We start from the raw sequence: 24,194 nt of genomic DNA, 5'->3' as shown, positions 1-24,194 counted from the left end.
CGCTATTGGTTCGCCAGGAAGGTGATGAAGTCGCCCTTCTCCCGCGCGGTGCAGGCGCGGCCAAGGACGTTGACGCAGTCGCGCTCGAAGCGCTTCTCGACTTCGGCCGGGTCGGTGAACCGCTTTGGGTTGGCGGAGACCGCCATCGGCAGGATGTCGCGCCCGGTCTTGTAGTGGCGGCCGGGGCCGGCGGGGTTCGCGGTGTGGCAACTGGCGCACCCCGGGGTTTCGGCCACCTTGCCGCCGGCGTGCGGTCCCATGTAGAGGGCGCGTCCGCTTGCCGCCGAAAACCCGGCGAAGTCGGGGCTCTGCGCCTTCGTCTGGGCGGCGTAGCCGTCGAGGATCCGGGCGCGTTCGGGGTCGCCGGCCGCCGCCAGGGCAACGCCGGCACCAAGTGCCACCAGGGCGGCGGCAAGGAGAAGGGTCGGTTTCTTCATGGGATCACACGGTTGGAAAAGGTTGAGAGCCACGCGGTGCAGCGGGCCGCCATGTCGGGCGGAAGCCGCTTCAGACCGTGCAGCACGAACACCAGGGCGACGTGCGCCAGGATGAGGTAGAGGGAGGCTTCGCCCAGCGCCTCGTGCAGGTCCTCGACCTTCACCACGAAATCGGCGACGGCGCCGGTTCCCGCCGCCAGCCCGACACCGAGGAGAAGGGCGGCGGCCATCCAGCCGACCAGCGGGCTGCGCCCGGTGCGGGCCTTCGCGTCGCCGGCAAGCAGACGCCCGAACCACGCTGACACCGCGCTGACCGATGGCCTGGGAAGGCCGAGCGGGCTGCCCTTCGGGGCCAGCGCGGCGGCCGCCAGCCGCAGAACGATGGCGACGAGCGCGGCATAGCCGGAGAAGACGTGCATGCCGTAGGTGTCCTCGTCCCCGGTGAGGTACGCGACGATGAACGCACCCGAGACGATGGCGTGGAAGGCCAGAAGGGCGGTCATCTCGGCGGCGGTCGGCTTGCGGGCGGACATGGTGGTCTCCATTTCGGATGGCGGTGGCACTCGGGGCGCTGGCCTGGACGGCTCAGTCGTCGTGGCTGCGCCCGGCGCTCCAGAGCCCGGCAACGCTCGCCGTCCCTTCCGCACTGGCCTGGTAGGTGACGGCCATGGCGCCGATGGCGAGCATCGCAATCAGGGTGTGGACGATCATCGTCTTCAGCATGGGGGAAACCTCGGATCAGGGTTGGGCCGGCGGCCGGTGCACGGGCTGGAGCGGGCCGGACCCGGCCCCTGCTCCGGCCGCGGCCCGGCCTCCCGGACCCGGTCAATCATCGTCGTGATCGCGGCCGTGGTCGCGGCCGTGGCGGCGGCCGCCCCGATCCTGGACGGCGTCGCGGCCGAAGGCGGTGCCGTCCTGGCGGATGATCTGCCCGGCCTGCAGCGCGCCCTGGCGCACACCACCGACGACGGTGACCTGATCGCCGGACTGGAGTCCTTCGGGAAGGAAGCCGTGGCTGGCGACCTCGATCTGATTGCCGCCGTCGGCCAGGACGAACCAGTTCGCCGCGACCTTCCCGACGGTGCCGGTCACGGTGCCGCCGCCGGCCTTCAGCACGTCCGCGATCGGCTGCGGGCTGGTCGGCTGGAAGGCCGCCGCATGGCGATGCCCCTCCGCCCGGGCGGCGCCGGTCATCGTCAGGGCGGCGAGAGCGGCAACGGTAAGGACTTTCAACATGGCTTGACCTCTGGTGCTGGAGAGCGCCGAAGCGCCCGATGGACCGCACTCTGGTCCATCGCACCTGAGCCGAGCCTGAACAGCCCGTTCATCCGCCGTTCAGGCGGTGCGGCACGAGGCCGCCCGCCGGCGGGAACATGGCATTCAGCGGCGGTTCAGGGATGCGACGATATGCTGGTCCAATCCCGCGCGCCGATGCGCGATCCTGTCCAGGCGTGAGGTTGAGCATGAGGATACGTCCCACACTGCCCGTTCTGGCCGCCGTCCTGCTCCTTGGGGCCGGAACCCCGGCCTGCGCCGGGGAGGACGACCATGACCGCGCCCGCGACGCCCTGCGTGAGGGGCGCATCCTGCCGCTGGAGCGGATCGTCGAAAGCGCCCGGCAGCGCTTCGGCGGCGATGTCCTCGACGTCGGGCTTGAGGATGAGGATGCCGGCTTCCGCTACGAACTGAAGATGATCGCCCCCGACGGCCGCATCATGAGGCTGGAGTACGACGCGGCCACCGGGGAACTCCTGCGGACGAAGGGGCGCCACCGGGACCACGGTGGACGGAGGTAACGCCATGCGCGTGCTCGTGATCGAAGACACGCTGGAACTGGCCCGCCAGTTGACCCAGCGCCTGGAAGGCGAAGGCTACGCCGTCGACACCGCGGCCGATGGCGAGGAGGGCCGGTTCCTTGGCGAAACCGAGCCATACGACGCCGTGATCCTGGATCTGGGGTTGCCGAAGGTCGATGGGCTGACGGTGCTGCGGTCCTGGCGGCGGACCGGCATGACCGCGCCGGTGCTGATCCTCACCGCACGCGGCGCCTGGAACGAGAAGGTCCAGGGCATCGACGCCGGTGCCGACGACTATCTGGCCAAGCCCTTCAGCATGGAGGAGCTGCTTGCGCGCGTGCGCGCACTGATCCGCCGCGCCAAGGGCCACGCCACCGCCGAGATCGCCTGCGGCGGCGTCGTGCTCGACACCCGCACGGGACGGGTCACCGTGAACGGCGAGCCGATCGAACTGACCGCTTTCGAATACCGGGTGCTGTCCTACCTGATGCACCGCAAGGGGCAGGTGGTGTCCCGCACCGAGCTGATCGAGCATGTCTACGCCCAGGACTTCGACCGGGATTCCAACACCATCGAGGTGTTCGTCGGCCGCCTGCGCCGCAAGCTGGGCGCCGACATCATCAAGACGGTGCGCGGGCTCGGCTATCGGGCGGACGAGCCATGAGGTGGGCCCAGTCGCTGCGCTTCCGGCTTCTGGCCGGGGCGGCCGTCTGGGTCGTCCTGGCGCTGATGATGGCGGGATGGATCATCGCCGACCTGTTCCAGACGCATGTGCGCCAGCGCTTCGAGGCCGAGCTGGCCAACCACCTCGAACAGTTGGCGGCGGTTCTGGAACTCGATCCCGATGGAAAGCCGGTGTTGCGCCAGCCGCTGAGCGATCCACGCTTCCGCCGGCCGCTCTCGGGCCTGTACTGGCAGGTCGGCGAAAGCGGAAGCACGGCCCTGCGCTCGCGTTCGCTGTGGGACGCCGCCCTGGACCTGCCCCACGACACGGTGGAGGGCGGCTCGATCCACCGACACGGCGCGATGGGGCCGGCGAACCAGACGCTGATCGTCCTGGAACGTTTCGTCCTGCTCCCCGACCGCGCGGAGCCGGTGCGCATCGCCGTGGGCGCGGATCAGGCCGATCTCGTCCGCGTCACCCGCGCCTTCAACGCCACCCTGACCCTGTCGCTCGCCGTGCTGGCCGCGGCGCTGATCGTCGCGGCGCTGATCCAGGTGCAGGTCGGATTGAAGCCGCTGTCCCGCCTTCATGGCGAGCTGACCGAGGTCCGCGCCGGCCGGAAGAAGCGCTTCGATGTGGCGATGCCGACGGAGATCCGGCCGCTGGTCGAGGATCTGAACGCGCTGCTGGCCCACGCGGAGGAGATCATCGGCCGCGGGCGGCTGCAGGCCGGCAACCTGGCCCACGCGCTCAAGACGAATCTGGCCGTGCTGGCGAACGAGGCCGGCGCGCTGGACGAACGCAACGCGCGCGACGTCGGTGCGACGATCGTCCGCCAGATCGACATCATGCGCCGGCATGTGGATCACCATATGGCCCGCGCACGGGCGGCGGCCGCGCGCGGCGTGCCCGGCATCAGCACGCCGGTGCTCGACTGCGTTTCGGCGCTGGCCCGCGTCATGCGCAAGCTGCATTCCCCGGCCATGCTGGATATCCGCGTCGACGCCGCGCCGGAGCATGTGTTCGCCGGCGAGCGCGAGGATTTGGACGAGATGCTCGGCAATCTGGTGGACAACGCCTGCAAATGGGCGCGCCGGCGCGTCGACATCACGACCCGGATCGACGCCGACGGCATGTTGAGCATCATCATCGACGACGACGGCCCCGGCCTCCCCGACCATTGTCGCGACGCGGCGCTGGAGCCCGGCGTCCGCCTCGACGAAAGCACCCCCGGAACCGGCCTTGGCCTGGCGGTCGTCCGGGATGTGGCCCGGCTGTACGGCGGCGGCATCCACCTCGCCGAATCCCCGCTGGGTGGTCTCCGCGCGACGGTGCGCCTTCCCTCGGCCGGGGCGTCATTTCCGGGGTGAACAGCGGCCGGGCCGGCTGGCCGCCGTCATGCCTCCGCTCATGCCTCCGCGTGGGCGGGTTCGGCGTGGCCGACGATGCGCTGGATCGCCGGCCAGGACGAACGGACCCGCCGTTCCACCCGATCGATCGCCTCGTGCGCGTCCTCCACCGGCATCGCCGCGTCGGCGTGGCAGTGGAAGACGACATAAAGCCGCCCGTCCGCCTCGCGGACCCTCAAGGCATGGACGTCGTGCAGGCCGGGCGAGGCCGCCACCGCCTCGACCAGTTGGGCACGGATCGCCGCCAGGGTCGCGGGCGCGGCATCGCGGCTGTGCACGGGGTGGTCGCCGCGCGGCTCGATGTGGGTCTCCACCTCGACGGCGTCGCCCAACTCGGCGCGGATCGCCGCCTCCAGCTCGCAGGACAGGGCGTGCGCCTTGGCCAGCGGCAGGGTCCCGTCGGTTTCGAAGTCGTAGGCGACCGACCATGCCTCGCCGACCCGCTGCACCGTGACGTGATGGACGGCGCGGCCGAGATGGCCGGCGATGGCGACCACCCGCTCGGCGACGGTCTCGTCGTCGAGGGCGAACGGCTGGGTCCGCACCCGCGGTTCCGCTTCCGGCATGGCGGCGCGGATGGTGCGGACCACGCTGTCCTGCACCTCCGCCACCCGCCCCGGCGGCAGCAGACGGCTGACCAGGATGTCGAGGTCGATGAACAGCGTGCTGCCGCCCGGACGGACGCGCACGCCGGACACCCCGGCCACGCCGGGGACGGCGGCAACCATGTCCTGCACCCGTTCGGCGGCGCCGACGGGGGCCGCGTCGATCAGGGTGTCGATGGTGCGCCGCCCCAGACGGTAACCGGCGAGGCAGACGAACAAGGCGACGCCGATCGCGGCGATCGGATCGCCCTTCGGATAGCCGAGCCAGACCAGCCCGAGCCCGACCAGGACGACCGAAGAGCTGAGGATGTCCGACGAGAAGTGCAGCGCGTCGGCCTCCAGCGCTTGGCTGTTGGTCTCCTTGGCCACCCGCGACAGCGCCCGCGCCCGGAAGACGTCGATGACGATGGACGCGACGATCACGCCGACCGACCACCAGGTCGCCTCCACCTCCACCTGCGGGCTCAGCAGCCGCTGGACGGCCTCGAACACGATCCAGGCGCTGGTCAGGAAAAGCAGCGCCGTCTCGGCCAGCGCGGCGATGCTCTCCACCTTGCCATGGCCGTAGGGGTGGGTCTCATCCGGAGGTGTGTCGCTCACCCGGACGGCCGCATAGGTCATCGCGGTGGCGACGAAGTCGAGAAGGCTGTGAACGCCCTCCGAAAGGACGCCGAGGCTTCCGGTGGCGAGCCCGACGGCAAGCTTGCCGACGGTCATACCGGCGCTGGCGACCATCGAGGTCAGGGCGACGGCCTGCTTTTGGTTGGACATGGTTACGGCCCGGGGATCAGGAGGGTGGCACGGTCGGCGGGGCGCCGGCAGGATCGTGGCGGTATCGCCGAGTGTGGAAGAATGAGCATGGACCGATGGCAGCGTCTGAATCGTGGTCGACCAATAGGGCCGGGTACCTGAACCCAGGCTGAACGGCGTTGCCGACACACCCCCGCCGACATGGTCGCAAGGCGGCGTGCCGCACGATCAATAAAAGCGGTTTCGTGCCGTCCCGCAAGCCGCACGCCTGATCGGCAACCGCGGCAATCGTCCTGCCCGCGCACCCGACGCCCGTCGCGACCGCTGCAAGGCGGTCGGCGCTCCGACCAAATTCCGGATTTAAAAGCGCGGATCGACGTTTCCGGCGCCATGATGCCGCTCGCCATGGCAAGCCCGCTGTTCCGACGAGTCTGCCACCGAAGTGGTCGTCAAACGGACTTTCTGGGGCGCGCACCATATACACATGATCAGACCTTGTTGACACATGGTCCGGTGCGAAGCGCTACCTACAGGAGGTTGCGTCTCGACAATTCGCGTCTCTTCTGTGGAACTCAGACCCCACATTCCAATCAACAGGCTGGTTCTTGCAACTCTATCCTGCTACGGGAAATTTTCCCCTTCACTGGATATCATGGGAAGGAGGGATTTGATGACCGATGACTTTTTAATAGACCTCCCTCTTACCTTTTGTTATGCACTAAGGTTCTAGAAACCTTGTTCTATCGCATCTTCTAAGGGAGCTTTCTGAATGGATATTTATCCAGACCGCCTAGGCAAGGTTGCTATTCTTGCAGCGATCAGCTCTCGAGAAGAGGAAGATATCTTTAAGGAGCATATTTCCAAAAACACGAAAATAAAGCTCGGATTTACGATGGTCTCTGGTACGCGGTCTGACGTTACTCGGACATTTGTCAAATCAATCGTCGGATGCGCACTGCAGACAAATCTGATTCACCACACCCACAACGAAATCCATGCCGTAATCCACGCCGGCCTCGAGTGCCTCAAGGGCTTGAGTTCGGATGTTGCCGCTGAATCGAGCCTGAAGGTCAAGGTTGCCATCGCGACGGATGGCCGCTGGCTTGTTGTCGCGGCTTACGGCGAGTCCGCCTTCCACCCGGAAACGAACCACGAGCGGGTTGGCTTCGGCGTCATGCATATTTAGCCACCCCCCTCAAACGGCACCAGACTCCGGCGGACGGAGGCTCGGACGTTGTCGCCCCCTCCAGGCTCCAGCCATGGTCAGAACGCTGGCGGCCACCTTCACTCAACGGACGGCACCCCTCCGGGATCGATGACGGAACGAAGCGTCGGTCAGCGACGGTCGAGTGTGATGAAGGTTTCGATCCGCCGGCACACAACCGCGGCGAGGATCGCTTTGACGATGTCGCCGGGCGCAAAAAGGAGCGTTCCGGACAAGGCTGTCCACCAACCCAGCCCGGTGACCAGCGAGAGCCAGACCACCCCGCACGCGTGGACGATGATCACGCCGCCGAGCAGGCAGGCGGCGACGTCGCTTGCCCCACGGACAAGGGGGTTGCCGATCCGCTCGAATCGGCGGGCGAGACCGCCGACGACGAACGCGGCGGGAATCCAGCCATAGAGATACCCGGCGCTCGGCCCGACGAGAACGCCGAGGCCGCCGCGACCGCCGGCGAGAACGGGCAGCCCCAAAGCGACAAGCGCGACGAACACCAGCATCGCGGTCACCGCCCGGCGCGGGCCGAGCACGAGGCCGGCCAGCATCACGCCGAACGTCTGCAATGTTATGGGAACCGGCAGGATGCCGAGCGGGATCGGTGGTGTCGCACCGAGCGCCACAACCATTCCGGCGCCCAGTGCGGCCAGGGTCATGTCACGGAAACCGAGCGATGGTGCCACGCTGTTCATGAGGCGGCTCGCGAGGAAAGAGAGGGATTTATGATGGACGTGCGTCCATCGCGGTGATGGGTTCGCACCGAGCGTCCGGCGCGCAGGTCGACCGCTTCGGCAATCTCTTCGGCACGCAGCAGGATCCGCAGCGCGAGAGGGACCGCCAAGGCAAGGACGGATCGGTTGCGCCCGCGCAACGCCTGCGCCTCGCGTATCTCCGCGATCTCTTCCGACATCACCGGAACGAAGCGGATGGCGAGCATCAGGGTGAAGGCGCACCGCTCGGCGTCGAGCAGGCCGATGCGCTCGAAGGGGCGCAGCAGCACGACCACCGCATCGCCGAGTTCGGCCCAGCTCCACAGGGTCGTGACGATCTGGGCGGCGCAGACCAGCGCCGAAAAGCGCAGGAAAAGCCGAAGACCGCTCAGACCACCCCCCGTCACCGCGTCCAGGAGCGCGGTGATCGCGACGATCAGCAACGTGGTCCTGATATCCCGGAAAGACGTCCGAAACGAGCCGCTGGCGACGACGAGTCCGGCAGGAACCGCAACCGCGGCCATCGCCAGGAACTCGATGCGATCGATCTGGGTCAGCACCGTTCCGAGGCCGGCGAGGACACACAACCCGGCGACGGCTCCGGACCGTCCCGCCGATCTGCCACGCGACTGGCCACGCGTTGCGCTCATCCGTACCTCCGCCGATAGAAGGCGACCGCATCCGCCGGATCGCTGTCGGCGACGATGCGCCCGTCGCCGACCACAAGCACCCGGTCGAAGCCGGCGACGAGATCGAGGTCGTGGGTGACGACGACGGCCTGCTGCGGCAAGCCGGCAAGGACGTCGCACAGGCGGTTGCGATTGGCGAGGTCGAGCTGCGAGGTCGGCTCGTCGAACAGGATGGTGCGCGGGTTGCGCGCGAGGACACCGGCCAGCGCGACCAGTTGGCGTTCGCCGCCCGACAGCTCGTGGATGCGGCGGTCGGTCAGCGTCGCGATGCCCAGCCGGTCGAGCGCCCCGGCGATGGCGGCGTCGACCTCCTCGGCATCGCCGTCCAAGCCGAACGCCAGGTCCTCACGCACGATCGGATGGACGATCTGGTTGTCGGCGCTCTGGAACAGAAAGCCGGTGCGCGTCCGAACGGTCGCGGCATCGGCACGGGGCGAGAGCCCGTCGACGCTGACGCTGCCGGATGTCGGCGCGAGCAGTCCCACCATCAGCTTCAGGAGGCTCGACTTGCCCGAGCCGTTGAGGCCGAGCACGCCGACACGGCGTTCCTCGATGACCAGATCGATGCCGGCCAGGGTCCTGCGGCCGCCGCGGTCGAGCCGGACATCGGAGAAGACGATCGTCTGGCCGCCGGAGCGGGGCTCGAAAGGCCGTTCGACGACGGGTCGCTCGGCCGTGACCGGGTCGCCGGCGACCGCAGTCAGCGGCGAAACCGGGTAGAAGGCCACGTGGCGTATCGATCCCCTGCTGAGGAGGACCGATCGGCGCCCTCCGGCGACGGCACCCTCGTCCGCCCCCTCGCCGATGGCTTTCGGCAGGCGGCGCAGCATGTCCGGCAGTCGACCTATCAAGCGCATGGTGACTTTCCTCTCGGCTGGCTTTGCGAACACGCCAGCCGCCGCGGGCCAGCAACTCTTCACGACTGGCCGTTCGTGATCGAAAAGGGGCTGTGGCGCCCCCTCCAACGGCGGGGCGAAGACCTCAACCGAAGATCGTCTTCATCACGATGAAGCCAATGGACGGGCAGACGAGGCAGCCGAAGCCGGTGTAGAAGGTCGCGGTCAGCGCGCCGTAGGGCACGAGGCGTGCGTCGGTGGCGGCGAGACCGGCGGCGGTGCCGCTGGTGGTTCCCATCAGCCCGCCATAGACCATGGCCGCGGCCGGGTTGGTCAGGCCGAAGGGCTTGGCCAGGAACGGCGTCAGGATCATCACCGCGATGGACTTCACGACGCCGGCGGCGACCGACAGGGCGATGACGGTCGAGGAGGCGCCGACCGCCGTACCGGTCACCGGGCCGACGATGAAGGTCACCGCACCGGCACCGATGGTGGTCAGCGAGGCGGTGTCGCGGTAGCCGAAGGCATAGGCGACGGCGACGCCGACGACGAAGGCAAGAGCGGTGCCGATGACCAGCGACAGGAAGCCGGCAAGACCGGCCTTCTTCAGTTCCTCGAGCTTCACGCCATAGGCGGTCGAGACGATGCAGAAGTCGCGCAGCATGGCGCCGCCCATCAGGGCGAAACCAACGAACATCGGGATGTCGGCGATGCCCTTTTTGCCGCCGGTGGAGACGCCGCCGATATAGGCAAGGACCAGGCCGATGATGATCGCCACCGCCGAACCGTGGATGCGGCCCTTGGTGATGTGCTTGGAGAAGGCGAAGCAGAGCCAGGTCAGGAGGCCGACGACCACGAAGGCAAAGATCAGCGGGCGGTCACCGACCAGGGATGCGACGAATGGGGTGTTCATGGCGATGTCTCTCCGCTCAGGATTGCGTGGACTCGGCTTCGTCGCCGAAGCTCGATGTCGCCGCTCCCGCCATCGCCGCCAGCGGACGGATCAGGGCGAAGCAGACGACGACGGACAGAATCCCGGCGATGAAGGCGATCCAGCCACCCGACAGGGCGGCCGCGACGTTCTGGGTCGCCGCCATGGCGATGACGACGGGGATGTACATGGCGTTCCAGAACATGATGCCGTCCTCCGACGCCTTGGGCAGCCAGCCTTTGCTTTTCACCCATGGCGTCACGAAGACGAGCAGCAGCATGGCGAAGCCGACGCCGCCGATGTCGCTGGGGATTCCGAGCAGAATGCCGAGGGTCAGGCCGATCGCTGTTCCGACGAACATGCACAGACCCAGGACCATCACTCCGTAGATGATCATTTGGCGATTTCCTCGAAGAGAATGCCGACGCGGACCCGGAAGGGCGGCGCCCCGCATTCAGGGGTGGTTTATTTTCTGTGCAACCGCATCGACTTCACCGCTCGCCAGTTTTGTCAGAACTGTTCGACGGAAGTCGGGCTCCCGGGGCCGGACGATGCGGGCCCCGGGAGTGCTTTGCTCAGATCACTCGACGACCATGATCAGCGCGCCCGGCTTGACGCGGTCGCCGACCGCAACGGCGATCGACTTGACGATGCCGTCGACCGGGCAGATGAGCGGATTCTTCATCTTCATCGCCTCGAGCACCGCCAGCTCGAAGCCCTTGGTCACGCTGTCGCCGACGGCGACTTTGATGGCGTCGATCTTGGACGGCATCTTCGACTTGAGTTCCATGGTTTCTACTCCTTGATGTGGGCCTGTGGCCCGGGTTCACGGCGCCGGGGCCGAGGGGGGCAACGTGTCGATCTCATCGAGCACCCGGCGTCGATCGACGAGACGGACGCCGTTCATGCCGCGGCCTACGACCGCGGCGACGTCCGACACGAGTTCTGTGAGCTTGATGCCGAGGCCGCCGGGAACGGCGACTTCGACGTCGCAGGATCGGTTGTGCCGCCCTGCGAAATCCGCAAGCGCGGCATGGAAGGAGCGCAGTCCGGCGGCCGAGCGGGCGACGACGACCGCGTCGATGTCGGACCGCGGCTCCATGTAGGGAAGACCGGTCAATGCCTGGAGCGCCGCCGATCCGAAGAGGCCAACGGCGATGCCATGGGCACGGCCGAGTTCGACGAGCTCCAGCAGCTCCTCCGCCGCCGGGAAGGCGCCCGCACCGATGCGGCCGGCGACATCCCAGGGGGTGTGGACCTTGCCGACGCCGCCGCAAGGCAGCGCCACGGCGGAGCGCACCCGCACCCCGTCCTCGCGGAAGGGGAAGGACACGCCGATCTGGATCCGTCCCGCCGGCAGCGCCGCCTTGGGCGTGCAGACGATCCCCGGAACCGCCGTAGCCAGGAAGACGTCGCGGACGCGATCCTCCACGTCGGGACGGCGATGCATCGGCAGGAGACCGTCGCGGAGCGCATCGGCAACGAGACGGCGATGGTCCGGCTCGATGTCGATCATGACGTGCCGCGTCAGCACCGGGAGGGTTGGTGCGGCTGTCATCGCGTCTTCGTCCAGGTCGGATCGGTCTTCGACATCGCCTGGACGTCGGCCTGGGCACGGACGAGATCGTCGAAGGCGCGGGTGGCAACGGGGCCACGCACCTCGAAGGGGTCCGCCCCGTGGCCGATGCCGGGGACGAGATGAAGAACGGTGGCGGGGGCCGAGGTCTGCAGGCCGGGATCCACCTTCACCACCCGGCCCTTGATGCGCAGGATGGTGCGGGCGGCCCGTTCGACGGTCTCGCGGTTGGCGAGCGTCGTGGCCCGCACGACGACCTCGTATTCGGGATGCGTGCGCCGGCGGCGGTAGCTGATGATCCGCCCGGTCGGGGAGCACACGTGGCCGGTCTCCGAGATCGGGAAGCTGTCACCGGTCGGCAGTCCGCCGACCACCAGTTCCGCCCACCCCTCGCCGGCCGGCGACGGCGCGAGCGAGAGATCGTCGCGCAGCGAATGGCCGTCGAGGGTGAGCCAGCCGAATTCCTGGCAGCCGTAAAGGTCGTGGACCGGCCAGCCGAAGCGCTCGACCCGGCTCAGAAGGTCGAGATCCAGCGGCGTGCCCGCCACGACGATGCGGCACTGCCCGGGGAAGTCGCCGGCCAGGCCGAGGGAGACGGCCTCGCCGATGCTGGCCCGGATGAAGGACGATTCACCCAGCACGATGTCCGGGCGCTGCCGGCAGAAGGCGGTGATGAAGGCCCCGCGGCTCGACCGGTCGAGAAAGAACCACTCGATGCCGCAGCGCTCCAACGCCAGACGGGAGAAGACGTTGACGAGCGGCGGGTAGGTGACGAGCATCCGGTCGCCCGGCTTCGCCCCGATGGCCTCCATCACCCGGCGGGTCGCGTCGCAGCGTGCCTCGATCTCGCTGTGGGCGACACCGACGATGTTCTGGAACGCGGACGATCCCGTCGTGAAGGTCAGATAGGCGAGGTTGAAGGGTGTGTGCACCTCCTCGACGACGTGCGCGGCCGTCGGACCGGCGATGCCCTTGTCCGCCAGCGTGCGGCGCGGCATCTCGGCGAAAGTCGGCACGGTCGAGAAGGCGTCGGCGACCGCCGCGTATTGTTCGAAGATCTCGGACATGACACACCCCCTTTCCTCACCGTCCGCGCGTCAGTTGGCGCGCGGGCGGAAGCGTTCCTCGACGGCGGCGAACTCGGAGCGCAGCAGCTCCTGGACCTTCGGACGCACCGTGCGGCCGCCCCGCTCGGCGCCGAGTGCGCCGCGGCCGCGCGGACCGGTCAGCGCCGTCGCGGCCTTGTCGGCCTTGGCCTTGCGGATGTCGGCGATCTGGGCGGCGATGGCCGGGCGCATGCCGTCGATCGTCTCGACCAGCCGCTCCACGCCACCGAGCTTGAAGAAGAAGGCCGGACCGGCGGCGAAGACCGGGTTCGACTTCGCCAGCGCCTCGAGCAGTTCGACGTCCTTCTTGATGATGCGCGACACCGAGGTGATCGGCATCACGTGGATCATCGTCTGGAACTCGGAGGTCAGGGAGAGGATGCGGTCGGCCTGCAAGCCATGGCAGAGGAAGGCGCCGGAAATGGCGCGCCCCACCACCATGGCGACGATCGGATGGCCGGCGAGCCGCGCCTCGGCCAGCGCCAGCTGGTAGGCGCCGGTCGCCTTGTTCATGCCGAAGATCTCCTCGACCTTGCCCGGGCCGTTGCCGGGGGTGTCGACGATCAGCACGATCGGGCGCTTGCTGGCCGCCGCCTTCTCGGCGTCGGCGGCGAGGGTGGCGTAGACGGCTTGCGCCATCTTGTAGCCTTCCTCCAGACCGATGATGCCCGAATAGACGACCGGGAACTTCTCGTTGAAGGCCTCGGCGTCGGAGGCGATGACGGTGACCGTCTCACCCTCGAGCGAAGCGGTGCCGACCACGGCGCCGGGGCCGAAGTCCGGGTCGTCGAAGGTCCGGGCACCGACGGTGCCCTCGGTGAAGCTGCCGGCGTCGACGATCAGGTCGATGGCCGCGCGGCCTTGTCCCAAAAGAGTTTCCATGGGGTCTTTCTCCCGATCACAGGGCCAGACGGCGGACGGACTTGCGGAAGTCCGCGAGCGGACCGTCGGCGAGACCGACAGGGTCGTTGTTGCCGGCGTGGCGCCAGACGTCGCGCGCGTCGGACGGCTTGAGTTCCGCGGCGAGCGCGACGCCGCGCAGCTGCTTCTCGACCAGTTCCGGCGATCCGATCCGGCGCATCGCCTCGAAGGACGAGACCGGCAGGGCGCACAGGTCGGCGAGCTGGGCGCGGAAGGCGGCGACGGTGTCGTCGACCAGGAAGTTGGCGTCGCCCATCACGTATTTGTGACGGCCACCGGTCGTCCGGTACACCAGCGCGCGGTTCGACGCATCGAACTCGTCCTTGCCCATTTCCTGCTCGATCACCTCCGGGCCGGTAAGGCCGAGGCGACCGAACTCGCTCATGACGATGGCGTCGGTGGCGGCGGCGACGAAGCCCATGCCGCCGAAGCAACCGATGCGCGAACCGATCAGCGCGACGACCGGCACCTTGTGGCGGGCGCGCTGCAGGGCGTCCATCACCTCGGCGTGGGCGAGAAGGCCGGCGTTGGCCTCGTGCAGGCGGACGCCGCCGGTCTCGAAGGAGATGGCGACCAGCGGACGGGCCGACGGCGGCAGGTCGGGGAACTCGGCGACCAGACGATCGTTGAAGTCGATCGCCATGTCGATGATGCCGACCATCTTGGCGCCGCCGACCTCGCCGACCGACCCGCCGATGAAGCGGCCTTCCTGCGAGATCACGAAGACCGGGCGGGCGCCGATGCGACCGACGCCGGTCACGATGCCGTCGTCGTTCTCCACCGCTTCGCCGAGAGCCACGAGGTGCGGGCTGACCAGACGGTCGAACGGACCGCCGAGTTCAACGAAGCTCCCCTCGTCGACGAGACCAACGGCGCGGTCGCGCGCGCTGCATTCCAGGAAGGAATTCGTCTGAAGTCTGTTCCAGTTGGGCATGCTCGGAACTCCTGGCTTCAGCCCTGCGCCTCGGCCAGCGCCTGACGCAGGCGCAGGGCGACGATGGCGGGCGAGGCGTTGTTGTCGTTGATGTCGATGGACAGGCCGGACAGGCCGGTTTCGGCGACGAAATGCTCGACCACGCGCTTCCACAGGGCGTCGAAGCCCTTGACGGGGGTCACGATCCGCACCGACACCGCGGCGTCGGCGGTCTTGGGCTCGAGCAACACTTCAAGGTCGCCGGAGCCGACCACGCCGCAATGGGCACGCCTGGAGAGGGAGACGGACCGGCCATCCCCGGCGACGGTGAATTCGATCGTTTCGAGAGACATGAGGGACTCCGATCACCAGTTGCGGAAGCGGGCCGGCGGGTTGTAGAGGCCGCCCGAGATGTCGACGAGGTCGCGCATCGAGCGCGCCGCGAGCAGGTCGCGGTTGGCGCGGTTGCGGTCGATGCCGAGGTCTTCCGGGGTCTTGAAGATGTTCGCGTCGCGCAGGCGCCTGGTCTCGGCCGGATCGGCCTTGAGGCCGACTTCGGTGTAGCCGGCGGCGGCGCGGATCGCGGCCATGCGGGTGGCCATGTCCGGGGCGCGGTTGAGATAGGCGACGCCTTCCTCGGTGACGATGTGGGTGACGTCGTCGCCGTAGATCATGACCGGCGGCAGGTCGAGGCCGGCGTTCTCCGCCAGCTGCCAGGCGTCGAGCTTTTCCACGAAGGTCGGGGCGCGGCCCTCGCCGAAGGTTTCGGCGCCCTGGACGACCAGGCGCTTGCCGCGCGGCATGGCGCCGATCTGGTCGGCCATGTGCGGCACTTCCTGACCGCACTTCAGCCAGCTCTCGGTCGCGTGGCGCCGGCCCTTGGCGTCGCAGCCCATGTTCGGCGCGCCGCCGAAGCCGGAGACGCGGTTGGCGGTCGCGGTGGAGGAGTTGCCCCACTCGTCGATCTGCAGCGTGCCGCCGATGAACATGTCGAGCGCGTAGTGGCCGGCGGTCTGGGCGAACGCGCGGTTGGAGCGGAGCGAACCGTCCGGCCCGGTGAAGAAGATGTCGGAGCGCGCCTTGACGTAGTCCTCCATCCCCAGTTCGCCACCGAAGCAGTGGATGGTGTCGACCCAGCCGTCCTCGATCGCCGGGATCATGGTCGGGTGCGGGTTCAGCACCATGTGGGTGCAGACCTCGCCCTTGAGGCCGAGTTCGGCGCCGTAGGTCGGCAGGATCAGCTCGATCGCCGAGGTGAGGAAGCCGATGCCGTGGTTGATCCGCTTGACCTTGTACTCGGCGTAGATGCCCTTCAGCGCCAGCATGCCGAGCAGGATGTGGTTGTCGGTGACAAGGCCGGGATCGCGGGTGAACAGCGGCTCGATGAAGAAGGGCTTCGGGCTCTCGACGACGGCGTCGACCCAGTCGGCCGGAATGTCGACGCGCGGCAGCTTGTCGACGATCTTGTTCACCTGGGCGATGACGATGCCCTGGCGGAACTTGGTCGCCTCGACGATGACCGGCGTGTCCTCGGTGTTGAAGCCGGTGTAGAGGTTGCCCTCGCGGTCGGCTTCGTAGGCGCAGATCAGCGAGACGCGCGGCGTCAGGTCGAGGAAGTAGCGGCCGAACAGCTCGAGGTAGGTGTGGATGGCGCCGAGCTGGATCTTGCCCTCTCGGATGAATTTGGCGACGCGGCCGGCCTGCGGTCCACCGAAGGCGAAGTCGAGCTTCTTGGCGATGCCGCGCTCGAACATGTCCAGGTGCGAGGCCAGCGGCACGCAGGACTGAACCATGTGAAGGTCGTGGATCTCGGCCGGATCGACCTTGTTCAGGCAGTCGGCGAGAAAGTCGGCCTGCTTCTGGTTGTTGCCTTCGATGTTGACGCGGTCACCGGACCGGATCACCGCCTTCAGCAGGGCGACGGTGTCCTCCGCCTTCACACGCTTGCCGGCGCCGATGTAGGCCGAGGCGGCCTCGAGGCGTTGGCGGGTGTCGGCTGCGAGCTTATCCCACCGTTGTTCGGTCTTCATGAGAATGCCCCCATGTGGGTCTTGGGAAGTTGCAAGGGGATCGGCCCCACGGACGGAGCCGTGCCGATTTCCCCGGAATGGACGTCACGAATGGCCCCGGCGGCGTCGCGGATGCGCAGCGCTCCATCGCCCGCAAGGCCGATGAGGGTGGCGCAGATCTCGTCGTCGCCATCGTCGAGGCTGACGACGTGGCCGAGGTGGAGGGCGTGGGCGGTCCAGGTCCCGGCAAAGGCGGAGAGCCCATGCCGTTCCCAGAGCTTCACCCAGCGATCGAGAACCAGGCCGAGGGTCTCCACGAAGGCGTCGCGGTCGACCGGACGGCCCGAGAGGGTGGCCAGGGAAGCGGCGCTCGCCCGCAGATGGTCGGGGAACGCGGCGTCGGGGATGGCAAGGTTGAGCCCCATGCCAATCACCACGAAATCGAGTTCGCCGCAATCGTCGCAAGCCGCCTCGGCCAGAATGCCGCAGATCTTGTGACCGCCGACCAGCAGGTCGTTCGGCCATTTGATTCCGGCGTCGACACCAGTCTCCGCCAGGATCGCCTCGCGCATCGCGACCGCGGCGAGCAGAGGCAGCTGGGCCGCTTCGGCAAGGCTGCGCCCGGTCCTCACCAGGACCGACAGGCAGAGGCTGCCGTCGGGGATGGAGAACCACCCCCGCTCGGCCTTGCCGCGGCCGGCGGTCTGATCGCGGGCGATCAGGACCGTGCCGTGGTCGGCGCCGGCCCGACCGAGTTCCACCAGGCGGTGGTTGGTGCTGTCGACCTTGTCGACCTCGATGACGATCCGGCCGATGCCGTCGCTCCGCTCGAACGCAGAGAGCCGCGTGGCACCAGGATCTTGGAAGGCAACGGTGGGCATGGGATCGATCTCCGAGGCAGGGCCCGGTTCAGTGCGCGGCGACGAGGCCGATGGTCGAGGCGAAGATGCCGACGGCGATGGCCGAGACGATCAGGCCGCAGACGTTGGCGCCCATGGCGACCGGAAGGACCATCGCGTAGGGGTTTTCCTCGGCGGCGACCTTCTGGGCGAGCTTCGCGGTGGTCGGCACACAGGACACACCGGCGATGCCGACCAGCGGGTTGAAGCCGTTCTTGTTGAAAAGCCACACGATCCAGCCGCCGAGCAGGCCACCGATGCCGGACACCAGCAGCGCGGTGATGCCGAGGACGAGCAGGATGGCGACGCGCTTGTCGAGCAGGGTCGACGCTTCGCAAAGCACGCCGAGGACCAGGCCCAGCATCAGGGTCGAGGAGTAGGTGATCGTCTTTTCGAGCAGTTCCTGGTACGGCTCGATTTCCGCTTCCTTGATGGCGACGCCGAGGAAGAACGACAGGATCAGCGGCGCGGCCACGGGCAGCAGCAGGCACAGCAGGGCGGCCGAAACGATGGTGAAGATGAATTTCGACTTGGACGACACTTCCGGGAATGTCATCTCGACGTCCATTGCCCGGTACTTGGCCGGAACCAAGAACTTCATCAGGTACGGATAGCCGGCGTAGGTCAGCGACAGGTAGAGGTAGGCGATGATCGAGATGGGGACGAAGAGTTCCTTGGCCATCATCAGCGAGGCGAAGAGGACCATCGGGCCATCGGCGCCGCCGATCGAACCGACCGCCGCCGCTTCGCCGGGGGTCAGGCCGCAATAGTAGCCGATCACCAGGGTGACGAAGGTGCCCATCTCGGCGAAGATCGCGCAGGTCATCGCCGCCCACGGCCGGGCGAGGATGAAGGAGATGTCCGCCATGGTGCCGATGCCGAAGAACAGCATGCAGGCGACGAGCGAATTCGAGAAGGCAAAGTTGTAGATCGGCTGCAGGAAGTAGATCTGCATGTCGTTGACGAGCTGAATCGGATCCGAGATCATCGGATCCAGCATCAGCGTGCCGATCTTCTGGGCCTGCAGGAACATGACGCCGGCGTTGACGCACATCATCGCGACGCCCATCGGCACCATGATCAGGGGCTCGAGGGTGCGCTTGAAGCCCAGATAGGCCAGGAAGAAGCCGAAGCCCATCAAGGCGATGCGGGAAAAGGCGATCGTCGGATCCTGGACGAAGAGCGTGCCGATGCCGGGAAAGACGGTGAAAAGTTGCTGTAGCATGGGGGTGTTCTCCTCAGCGCACGGCTTATTCGGCTGAACCAGCCATGGTTTTGTTGAGCAGAAGGATCACCCCGATGACGGCGTAGGCGATCACCGCGGTGAGGCCGTAGGCCATCAGCGCGTAGGCGACGACGTTCATGGATTTTCTCCTGGAACAGGGGCGTTCGGTGGGGGCGCGTCGAAGCGGGACGTGGCCGAAGCCGGGAAGGTCTCCACCTCGAGCAGATGGACGGCGGCGGTGACCGCCAGCAGATCGGCGGCGCCGCCGGGGCTGAGCCGGCGGGCGACGCAGTCATCGGCAAAGCGATCGATCTCGGCGACACCACGCTCGGTGAGCGCCCCGCCGAGGTCGCGCACACGGGCAGCGCGCTCACGCACAAAGGCAAGGCCTTCGGGTCCGCCGCGCCACAGCACGGTGGTGTCCTCGGCCTCGGCGACGATGGCGACGAGCGCATGAAGAAGGGCACGATTGAGGCTGGCTTCCCGCGCCAGGGCGGCGCGCAAGGCCGGCAGACCATGCGTGGCGACGGTCGGGAACCCTGCCTCGGCCTCGCCACGGATTCCGGTGGCACCGTGTCGGGCGTACAGGATCTCGCCGGCGGTCAGGCGATCGCGGCGACACGTCTCCAGTTCGCGTTCGACGAGGCCGCGGGTGATGGCGGCGACGGCGGCAAAGAGACGGTCGGGGGAAAACGGGCGGTGGCCGTCATGGGACAGGCCGGCGGCGGCGGCGGTAAGGCCAAGCGCGAAGAGCGCGCCACGCTGCGTGTTGACGCCGTTGGAGGCGGCGAACAGACGCCGGTCGTAATCGAGGCCGACGGTACGGATCAGCGGCAGCACGGCCGACGGATCGCCGACATGGGCGAGACCGATGGCCGCGCAGCGATGAAAACAGGGAGCGATGGCCGCAGACGTCAGCATGAACGTCTGCAGATCCATGTCTGAATGCGATCCCATTGAACGCGGCGTGACAAGGCCGGGCTTGGGATGGACGGAAACTTCGAGAAGAATGCCGGTCAGACAGGCCGAACCGATCACCCAGACGGCAGGCGCCATCTCTTCATGTCGGTGCGGAGTGATGCCGGGGCCGGCGAGGCCGGCATGAGGTGACAAATACATGATGGCAACCCATCAGGTATCATCCGGCGGAGCTACGCTCCGCAGACGAACCCAATAACGACGCCCGTGTCGCTCGACACACGTCGTTTGGAGATCACCTTCACGCAGTCACTGTATCACTTGGTGAATACCCGACACGCCATCCATCATGCGATGTTGATGCAGGGCGAGCCGGAGTCTGGTTGGTCGATCACATTTCTCTTTGCTGATCTCGCGACCCCGACGATCAGCATGGAAACGAATGACATACCCCTATGGAGGTGTCAATGGACCAAAGCCGCACCCCAAAGGCCCAACGGATGAATATTCCCAATATCCCATAGGATTCCCAAGAACATGACCGATAAACTGCGGCAGCATGCCGCATCTATTCCGCAAAGTCTGTTCGGGCATCGACTGATGGCGATATCAACTTGTCAGTCTCTGACCCGTTTGCAGGCATCGTCTGGAGGCTGCCTTGCGGGGCCTGTCGGCTCCTGACGGTTCCGGCTGGAGGCCCATCCGCATTCCCGGTGCAGGGCCGCCGCCTATGCGTGGCCATTCAGATGGCCTCAAGCACGCGGTGATGCAGAAAAAATGGGCCGCCAGCATGACACGATCATCGTCGACCGCGACCTGATCGGTGATGAGGCCGGCTGGCAGTCGGGAAAGCCGCGATGTGGACAAGACGGCCTCATCCTTATGGGCTCCCACGCCGGGGCGGCCCATGCCGTCGGGATTTTTGATTCCGATAGGTCAGGATCGAAAGCCGCGGGTATAAGGACAACCGTCGCCACGCCATGGATGCCGGTCATGCACGTCGCCTTCCTCGATTTCATGGGCATCGACTACACGGTCGACACGCCGCGGCGGCGGCCGATCGGCGGCAGCCAGTCGGCGGTCTGCTATCTGGCGGAGCGGTTGGCGGCCGGCGGCTGGCGAGTGACGCTGTTCAACGGGGCGGCGGTGGCGTCGGACAGCGGTGGGGTCGACGTGCGACCGGTGGCCGACGTTTATGGCGACGGGCTGGCCGGCGTCGACGTGGCGGTCGTGTGCGGCGGCAGCACGATGCAGTTCGCCCAGGCCATGGCCGCCCGGCCGGGGCGGCGGCCGTTCCTCGCCTACTGGACCGGCCACATGACCGACCAGGCCGCCGTCGCTGGCCTGAACGATCCGGCCTTCGCCGCGCTGTGGGACGGCTTCGTCTTCGTCAGCCGCTGGCAGGCCGACGCCTACGCCCGCGACTTCGCCATCCCGATGGAACGGTCGGTGGTGATCGGCAACGCCGTCGCCCCGGCCTTCGAGGCGGTGGCGCGGGCCGGCGTCCCGCCGCTCGGCGCACGGCTGGCCGATCCGGTCCTGGTCTACACCAGCACGCCGTTCCGCGGGCTGGACGTGCTGCTGGCCGGCTTCCCCCGCATCCGCGCCGCGGTTCCCGACGTCCGGCTGCGGGTGTTCTCCAGCATGGCGGTCTATGGCGTACCGGCGGGCCAGGACCCCTACGCCCCGCTCTACGAACAGGCACGCGCCACGCCGGGGGTGGAGTATGTCGGCGCCGTCGACCAGCCGCGCTTGGCCGAGGCGCTGCGCGGCGCCGTGGCGCTCGCCTACCCCAACAGCTTCGACGAGACCTCCTGCATCGCGGCGATGGAGGCGATGGCCGCCGGCTGCGTCGTCGCCAGCAGCGAGCGCGGCGCCCTGCCGGAGACGCTGGCCGGCTTTGGCCTGCTGATGACGCCGCCGGCCGACCCGTTGGTCCACGCCGACCATTTCGCCCAGATGGCGGTCTGGCTGCTCACCGCTGCCCGCAACAACCCCGCCGCCTTCGAGGCGCGCCAGCGTCAACAGGTCGCCTACACGCTGGAGCAGCTGACCTGGGAAGGCCGGGCCCGGCAATGGCGGGACTGGCTGTGCAGCGTGCTGCGCTGATACCGGCACGCCGAACTCATACGCCGCCAAGCGGGAGCCGGCGATGGGCGGGGACCATCGCCGGCACAAAGCGCCGAACAACCGAGCTGGAAACTCACACCAGCCCACCCGACGGCGGGAACGCCAGAGGAAGCGCTTCCGCCCCGCATCGCCCTTTGCCCGGTGTTGCAATCTGGGTATGGTCCGCAACCGGGCCGTGGGTGCGGCCGTGGGCGTGATACCGGGTGAGGGGCCGAGCGGATGGCGACGATACGGGAGGCCCTGGCGGTCGCGCTGGACCATCACCTCGCCGGCCGGCGGCTGGAGGCGGAGACGCTGTACCGCCGCATCCTCGACGCCGACACCGGCAACCCGGACGCGCTCCATCTGCTGGGGGTGCTGTGCGCGCAGACCGGCCGGACCGAGGAGGCGATCCGGCACCTGACCGCCGCCGTCGCCGGGACCCCCGCCGTCCCCGATTACCACGTCAACCTCGGCAATGCCCTGCAGGTCGCCGGCCGCTTCGACGAGGCCGCCGGCTGCCACCGCGCCGCGCTGGAGCGGGCGCCGGGCCGCGCCGACGCCGGCTTCGGCCTGGCGGTGGCGCTGGCCGCCGCCGGCCGCCGGGACGAGGAGGCCGCGGCGCTCGACGCTCATCTGCGCCACCATCCCGGCCATGCCGAGGCCTGGACCCGGCTCGGCCTTGCCCTGCGGGCGTTGGGACGGGTGGAGGACGCCATCGCCCCACTGACCGAGGCGGCGCGGCGGGCGCCGCTCGACGCCGGGGTGCAGGCCAACCTGGGACTGACCCTGCTGGCGTTGGGCCATGCCGCCCTGCCGGTGTTCCGGCGGGCGTTGGCGCTCGACCCCGCCTTCGCCCGTGTGCTGGCCGCGGTGGCGGAGGAGGCCGAGCGCGACGGCGAGCCGGCGCGGGCGGAACGCTTCCACCGCCGCGCCCTTCGCCTCGATCCCGGCCGGGCGGCGTCCCAAGCGGCCCTGGCCCGGTTGCGGCGGGATGCCCCGGACGCCGTGGCACAACGCCGCCGCGCCCTGGTGCTGAGCCCCGACGACGTCGATGGCTGGAACGAGCAGGGCCTGCTCGACCGCCGCGCCGCCCGGATGGCGGCGGCGGCGGTGGCCTTGCGCCGCGCGCTGCGGCTGCGGCCCGAGCTGGCCGCCCTGCGCAGCAATCTGGCGGTCACCCTGCGGGCGCTGGGGCAGCCCGAGTCGGCGCTGCTGCAGGCACGGCTGGCGGTGGCGCTCGACCCCGGCGACGCCGCCATCGCCGGCAATCTGGCGATGGCGTTCGAAACGATGGACCAGCCGGCGGTGGCGGCCCTGTGGATCGGCCGCGGCCTGCGCGGATCGCCGCAGGATGCGGCGGGCTGGGCCTATCGCGGCGCCATGCTGCGGCGGTCGGGGCGGATCGCCGACGGGCTGGCGGCCGGCGAGCGGGCGGTGGCGCTGGAGCCGGGCGGGTTGGGCGGCTGGCAGAACCGGGCCGCCATCCTCCAGGATCTGGGCCGCACCGGCGCCGGCATCGCCGCCAACCGCCGGGCGCTGGTGCTCGATCCCGCGGCGTCCGGCCTGCATTCGAACCTGCTGCTGGCCCTGCATTACAGCCCGGACATCGGCCCGATGGAGCTGCTGGAGGAGCATCGGCGCTGGGACGCCCGGCACGGCCGCCCGCTGGCCCCACCGGCCGGCTTCCGCCACCCCAACCGGCCCGACCCGGACCGCCGGCTGCGTGTCGGCTACGTCTCCGCCGACTTCGGCTATCACCCCGTCGGCTATTTCCTCGCCCCGGTGCTGCCGGCGCACGACCGCGCGGCGGTGGAGGTGTTCTGCTACAACGTCAAGCCGCGCGAGGACGGGATGACCCGCCGGCTGCGCGCCGCCGCCGACCAGTGGCGGTCGCTGTGCGGGGTGGATGACGAGGCCGCCGCCGCGATGATCGCCGCCGACGGCATCGACATCCTGGTCGACCTCGCCGGCCACACCGCCGGCAACCGGCTGCCGCTGTTCGCGCGCAAGCCGGCGCCGCTGCAGGTCACCTGGGCCGGCTATGTCGGCACCACCGGTTTGTCGACGATGGACGCGCTGATCGCCTGCCCGCGCCAGATGCCACCGGGCAGCGAAGCAACGGCGGTGGAGCGCGTGCTGCGGCTGCCCGATGATTACGTCTGCGTGTTGCCGCGGGAGAACGCGCCCGCGGTCGGTCCGCTGCCGGCACGGACCAACGGGTTCGTCACCTTTGGTTGCTTCAACAACCGGGCGAAGCTGTCGGGGCCGACGCTGTCGCTGTGGGCACGGCTGCTGGCGCGGGTGCGGGATGCCCGGCTGCTGCTGAAGACCCACCAATTCGACGACCCGGTGGTGCGGGCCGGGCTGCTGGCAGAGTTCGCCGCGGCGGGCGGCGACCCGGAGCGCGTCGATTTCTCCGGCACCGCCCGGCATTTCGACCTGCCGGACTGGTACAACCGGATCGACGTG

Annotated in this window: 25 protein-coding genes and 2 pseudogenes; 7 read left to right on the top strand and 20 right to left on the bottom strand. The window is 68.5% G+C overall.

The genetic code is table 11. The features are described 5' to 3' along the window. Positions 1 to 2 precede the first annotated feature (2 nt). The 4 genes from TSO352_RS13055 to TSO352_RS13045 all read right to left on the bottom strand — a co-directional run bounded on the left by TSO352_RS13055 (position 3) and on the right by TSO352_RS13045 (position 1,673). Positions 3 to 437 carry a DUF1924 domain-containing protein gene (locus TSO352_RS13055; RefSeq protein WP_109107750.1) on the bottom strand — a complete coding sequence of 145 codons (435 nt, stop codon included), beginning with the start codon at positions 435 to 437 and terminating at the stop codon, positions 3 to 5. Beyond that, a complete protein-coding gene (locus TSO352_RS13050; RefSeq protein WP_109108310.1) occupies positions 434 to 970 on the bottom strand; it encodes a hypothetical protein in 537 nt (178 codons plus the stop codon). Before TSO352_RS13050 ends, TSO352_RS13055 begins: the two co-directional genes overlap by 4 nt. 52 nt (positions 971 to 1,022) lie before the next feature. Further along, complete coding sequence (locus tag TSO352_RS33220; RefSeq protein ID WP_158284587.1) at positions 1,023 to 1,160, bottom strand: hypothetical protein; 138 nt, start codon at positions 1,158 to 1,160, stop codon at positions 1,023 to 1,025. A 102-nt stretch (positions 1,161 to 1,262) separates the two neighbouring features. Then, the gene (locus TSO352_RS13045; protein WP_146210759.1) at positions 1,263 to 1,673 is read right to left on the bottom strand and encodes a cytochrome c maturation protein CcmE; all 411 of its coding nucleotides are present in this window, start codon (positions 1,671 to 1,673) and stop codon (positions 1,263 to 1,265) included. A gap of 227 nt (positions 1,674 to 1,900) precedes the next feature. Here TSO352_RS13045 and TSO352_RS13040 point away from each other — a divergent pair, with 227 nt between their 5' ends. Genes TSO352_RS13040 through TSO352_RS13030 form a run of 3 tightly spaced genes read left to right on the top strand, consistent with a single transcriptional unit; the run spans position 1,901 to position 4,267 of the window. Then, complete coding sequence (locus TSO352_RS13040; protein ID WP_109107748.1) at positions 1,901 to 2,233, top strand: PepSY domain-containing protein; 333 nt, start codon at positions 1,901 to 1,903, stop codon at positions 2,231 to 2,233. 4 nt (positions 2,234 to 2,237) lie between these two features. Next, positions 2,238 to 2,897, top strand: coding sequence for a response regulator transcription factor (locus TSO352_RS13035; RefSeq protein ID WP_109107747.1), 660 nt, complete (start codon positions 2,238 to 2,240; stop codon positions 2,895 to 2,897). Beyond that, positions 2,894 to 4,267 carry a sensor histidine kinase gene (locus TSO352_RS13030; RefSeq protein WP_109107746.1) on the top strand — a complete coding sequence of 458 codons (1,374 nt, stop codon included), beginning with the start codon at positions 2,894 to 2,896 and terminating at the stop codon, positions 4,265 to 4,267. The genes TSO352_RS13035 and TSO352_RS13030 overlap by 4 nt, the downstream gene beginning before the upstream one ends. A gap of 38 nt (positions 4,268 to 4,305) precedes the next feature. Here the strand turns inward: TSO352_RS13030 and TSO352_RS13025 are convergent, their stop codons facing one another. Next, positions 4,306 to 5,682, bottom strand: coding sequence for a cation diffusion facilitator family transporter (locus TSO352_RS13025; RefSeq protein ID WP_109107745.1), 1,377 nt, complete (start codon positions 5,680 to 5,682; stop codon positions 4,306 to 4,308). 748 nt (positions 5,683 to 6,430) lie between these two features. Between TSO352_RS13025 and TSO352_RS13020 the strand changes: the two genes are divergently transcribed. Continuing rightward, entirely contained in the window at positions 6,431 to 6,847 is a 417-nt protein-coding gene (locus TSO352_RS13020) for a HutP family protein (protein ID WP_109107744.1), read from the top strand. A 149-nt stretch (positions 6,848 to 6,996) separates the two neighbouring features. On the opposite strand, the gene TSO352_RS13015 is transcribed toward TSO352_RS13020, so the two are convergent. From TSO352_RS13015 to mdcB, 15 genes are all read right to left on the bottom strand, one after another. Next, on the bottom strand, positions 6,997 to 7,572 hold the full coding sequence (locus tag TSO352_RS13015) for a biotin transporter BioY (protein WP_109107743.1): 576 nt from the start codon (positions 7,570 to 7,572) through the stop codon (positions 6,997 to 6,999). Continuing rightward, entirely contained in the window at positions 7,569 to 8,150 is a 582-nt protein-coding gene (locus tag TSO352_RS13010; protein ID WP_158284586.1) for an energy-coupling factor transporter transmembrane protein EcfT, read from the bottom strand. Before TSO352_RS13010 ends, TSO352_RS13015 begins: the two co-directional genes overlap by 4 nt. 86 nt (positions 8,151 to 8,236) lie before the next feature. Further along, positions 8,237 to 9,109, bottom strand: coding sequence for an ABC transporter ATP-binding protein (locus TSO352_RS13005; RefSeq protein WP_109107741.1), 873 nt, complete (start codon positions 9,107 to 9,109; stop codon positions 8,237 to 8,239). 151 nt (positions 9,110 to 9,260) lie between these two features. Next, on the bottom strand, positions 9,261 to 10,028 hold the full coding sequence (gene madM / locus TSO352_RS13000) for a malonate transporter subunit MadM (protein WP_109107740.1): 768 nt from the start codon (positions 10,026 to 10,028) through the stop codon (positions 9,261 to 9,263). 16 nt (positions 10,029 to 10,044) lie between these two features. Next, a complete protein-coding gene (madL, locus tag TSO352_RS12995; RefSeq protein WP_109107739.1) occupies positions 10,045 to 10,443 on the bottom strand; it encodes a malonate transporter subunit MadL in 399 nt (132 codons plus the stop codon). Between the two features lie 183 nt (positions 10,444 to 10,626). Then, positions 10,627 to 10,836 carry a biotin/lipoyl-containing protein gene (locus tag TSO352_RS12990; RefSeq protein WP_109107738.1) on the bottom strand — a complete coding sequence of 70 codons (210 nt, stop codon included), beginning with the start codon at positions 10,834 to 10,836 and terminating at the stop codon, positions 10,627 to 10,629. A gap of 36 nt (positions 10,837 to 10,872) precedes the next feature. Then, positions 10,873 to 11,562 carry a malonate decarboxylase holo-[acyl-carrier-protein] synthase gene (gene mdcG, locus TSO352_RS12985; RefSeq protein ID WP_109108309.1) on the bottom strand — a complete coding sequence of 230 codons (690 nt, stop codon included), beginning with the start codon at positions 11,560 to 11,562 and terminating at the stop codon, positions 10,873 to 10,875. 38 nt (positions 11,563 to 11,600) lie between these two features. After that, positions 11,601 to 12,689 (bottom strand): AMP-binding protein, encoded by a 1,089-nt coding sequence (locus TSO352_RS12980; protein WP_109107737.1) that lies wholly within the window; start codon positions 12,687 to 12,689, stop codon positions 11,601 to 11,603. A 30-nt stretch (positions 12,690 to 12,719) separates the two neighbouring features. Beyond that, a complete protein-coding gene (gene mdcE, locus TSO352_RS12975) occupies positions 12,720 to 13,610 on the bottom strand; it encodes a biotin-independent malonate decarboxylase subunit gamma (RefSeq protein WP_109107736.1) in 891 nt (296 codons plus the stop codon). Between the two features lie 16 nt (positions 13,611 to 13,626). Beyond that, positions 13,627 to 14,583 carry a biotin-independent malonate decarboxylase subunit beta gene (locus TSO352_RS12970; RefSeq protein ID WP_109107735.1) on the bottom strand — a complete coding sequence of 319 codons (957 nt, stop codon included), beginning with the start codon at positions 14,581 to 14,583 and terminating at the stop codon, positions 13,627 to 13,629. 17 nt (positions 14,584 to 14,600) lie between these two features. After that, positions 14,601 to 14,915 carry a malonate decarboxylase acyl carrier protein gene (gene mdcC / locus TSO352_RS12965; RefSeq protein ID WP_109107734.1) on the bottom strand — a complete coding sequence of 105 codons (315 nt, stop codon included), beginning with the start codon at positions 14,913 to 14,915 and terminating at the stop codon, positions 14,601 to 14,603. A 12-nt stretch (positions 14,916 to 14,927) separates the two neighbouring features. After that, positions 14,928 to 16,592, bottom strand: a complete 1,665-nt coding sequence (gene mdcA, locus TSO352_RS12960; protein ID WP_109107733.1) for a malonate decarboxylase subunit alpha — start codon at positions 16,590 to 16,592, stop codon at positions 14,928 to 14,930. Beyond that, positions 16,589 to 17,452 (bottom strand): biotin--[acetyl-CoA-carboxylase] ligase, encoded by an 864-nt coding sequence (locus tag TSO352_RS12955; RefSeq protein WP_109107732.1) that lies wholly within the window; start codon positions 17,450 to 17,452, stop codon positions 16,589 to 16,591. The genes mdcA and TSO352_RS12955 overlap by 4 nt, the downstream gene beginning before the upstream one ends. 28 nt (positions 17,453 to 17,480) lie before the next feature. Next, positions 17,481 to 18,695, bottom strand: coding sequence for a Na+-transporting malonate decarboxylase, carboxybiotin decarboxylase subunit (gene madB, locus TSO352_RS12950; RefSeq protein WP_109107731.1), 1,215 nt, complete (start codon positions 18,693 to 18,695; stop codon positions 17,481 to 17,483). Positions 18,696 to 18,830: 135 nt separating this feature from the next. Continuing rightward, positions 18,831 to 19,751: a triphosphoribosyl-dephospho-CoA synthase MdcB gene (gene mdcB, locus TSO352_RS12945; RefSeq protein WP_109107730.1), complete on the bottom strand. Its 921-nt coding sequence runs from the start codon at positions 19,749 to 19,751 to the stop codon at positions 18,831 to 18,833. 855 nt (positions 19,752 to 20,606) lie between these two features. Between mdcB and TSO352_RS12940 the strand changes: the two genes are divergently transcribed. From TSO352_RS12940 to TSO352_RS12930, 3 genes and pseudogenes are all read left to right on the top strand, one after another. Further along, on the top strand, positions 20,607 to 21,722 hold the full coding sequence (locus TSO352_RS12940; RefSeq protein ID WP_158284585.1) for a glycosyltransferase family 4 protein: 1,116 nt from the start codon (positions 20,607 to 20,609) through the stop codon (positions 21,720 to 21,722). A gap of 52 nt (positions 21,723 to 21,774) precedes the next feature. Then, a pseudogene (locus TSO352_RS33955) lies at positions 21,775 to 21,871 on the top strand (IS6 family transposase); the annotation flags it as partial. 91 nt (positions 21,872 to 21,962) lie between these two features. Next, positions 21,963 to 23,801, top strand: a pseudogene (locus tag TSO352_RS12930) (tetratricopeptide repeat protein); the annotation flags it as partial. Between the last annotated feature and the right edge of the window lie 393 nt (positions 23,802 to 24,194).

Origin of the sequence: Azospirillum sp. TSO35-2, assembly GCF_003116095.1 — a bacterium.
Classification (GTDB): Bacteria; Pseudomonadota; Alphaproteobacteria; order Azospirillales; family Azospirillaceae; genus Azospirillum.
This window is presented reverse-complemented; position numbering and strand designations above follow the sequence as displayed.

What these genes read in the sequence shown, in the direction of transcription:
- mdcA (WP_109107733.1), bottom strand. Translation starts at nt 16,592, where the DNA reads ATGAAGACCGAACAACGGTGGGATAAGCTCGCAGCCGACACCCGCCAA.
- TSO352_RS13050 (WP_109108310.1), bottom strand. Translation starts at nt 970, where the DNA reads ATGTCCGCCCGCAAGCCGACCGCCGCCGAGATGACCGCCCTTCTGGCC.
- mdcE (WP_109107736.1), bottom strand. Translation starts at nt 13,610, where the DNA reads ATGGAAACTCTTTTGGGACAAGGCCGCGCGGCCATCGACCTGATCGTC.
- TSO352_RS12990 (WP_109107738.1), bottom strand. Translation starts at nt 10,836, where the DNA reads ATGGAACTCAAGTCGAAGATGCCGTCCAAGATCGACGCCATCAAAGTC.
- TSO352_RS12955 (WP_109107732.1), bottom strand. Translation starts at nt 17,452, where the DNA reads ATGCCCACCGTTGCCTTCCAAGATCCTGGTGCCACGCGGCTCTCTGCG.
- TSO352_RS12980 (WP_109107737.1), bottom strand. Translation starts at nt 12,689, where the DNA reads ATGTCCGAGATCTTCGAACAATACGCGGCGGTCGCCGACGCCTTCTCG.
- TSO352_RS13045 (WP_146210759.1), bottom strand. Translation starts at nt 1,673, where the DNA reads ATGTTGAAAGTCCTTACCGTTGCCGCTCTCGCCGCCCTGACGATGACC.
- TSO352_RS12940 (WP_158284585.1), top strand. Translation starts at nt 20,607, where the DNA reads ATGCACGTCGCCTTCCTCGATTTCATGGGCATCGACTACACGGTCGAC.
- TSO352_RS13040 (WP_109107748.1), top strand. Translation starts at nt 1,901, where the DNA reads ATGAGGATACGTCCCACACTGCCCGTTCTGGCCGCCGTCCTGCTCCTT.
- mdcG (WP_109108309.1), bottom strand. Translation starts at nt 11,562, where the DNA reads ATGATCGACATCGAGCCGGACCATCGCCGTCTCGTTGCCGATGCGCTC.
- TSO352_RS13020 (WP_109107744.1), top strand. Translation starts at nt 6,431, where the DNA reads ATGGATATTTATCCAGACCGCCTAGGCAAGGTTGCTATTCTTGCAGCG.
- TSO352_RS13055 (WP_109107750.1), bottom strand. Translation starts at nt 437, where the DNA reads ATGAAGAAACCGACCCTTCTCCTTGCCGCCGCCCTGGTGGCACTTGGT.
- TSO352_RS13015 (WP_109107743.1), bottom strand. Translation starts at nt 7,572, where the DNA reads ATGAACAGCGTGGCACCATCGCTCGGTTTCCGTGACATGACCCTGGCC.
- TSO352_RS12970 (WP_109107735.1), bottom strand. Translation starts at nt 14,583, where the DNA reads ATGCCCAACTGGAACAGACTTCAGACGAATTCCTTCCTGGAATGCAGC.
- TSO352_RS13005 (WP_109107741.1), bottom strand. Translation starts at nt 9,109, where the DNA reads ATGCTGCGCCGCCTGCCGAAAGCCATCGGCGAGGGGGCGGACGAGGGT.
- mdcB (WP_109107730.1), bottom strand. Translation starts at nt 19,751, where the DNA reads ATGGCGCCTGCCGTCTGGGTGATCGGTTCGGCCTGTCTGACCGGCATT.
- TSO352_RS13030 (WP_109107746.1), top strand. Translation starts at nt 2,894, where the DNA reads ATGAGGTGGGCCCAGTCGCTGCGCTTCCGGCTTCTGGCCGGGGCGGCC.
- TSO352_RS13025 (WP_109107745.1), bottom strand. Translation starts at nt 5,682, where the DNA reads ATGTCCAACCAAAAGCAGGCCGTCGCCCTGACCTCGATGGTCGCCAGC.
- madM (WP_109107740.1), bottom strand. Translation starts at nt 10,028, where the DNA reads ATGAACACCCCATTCGTCGCATCCCTGGTCGGTGACCGCCCGCTGATC.
- TSO352_RS33220 (WP_158284587.1), bottom strand. Translation starts at nt 1,160, where the DNA reads ATGCTGAAGACGATGATCGTCCACACCCTGATTGCGATGCTCGCCATC.
- madB (WP_109107731.1), bottom strand. Translation starts at nt 18,695, where the DNA reads ATGCTACAGCAACTTTTCACCGTCTTTCCCGGCATCGGCACGCTCTTC.
- madL (WP_109107739.1), bottom strand. Translation starts at nt 10,443, where the DNA reads ATGATCATCTACGGAGTGATGGTCCTGGGTCTGTGCATGTTCGTCGGA.
- mdcC (WP_109107734.1), bottom strand. Translation starts at nt 14,915, where the DNA reads ATGTCTCTCGAAACGATCGAATTCACCGTCGCCGGGGATGGCCGGTCC.
- TSO352_RS13035 (WP_109107747.1), top strand. Translation starts at nt 2,238, where the DNA reads ATGCGCGTGCTCGTGATCGAAGACACGCTGGAACTGGCCCGCCAGTTG.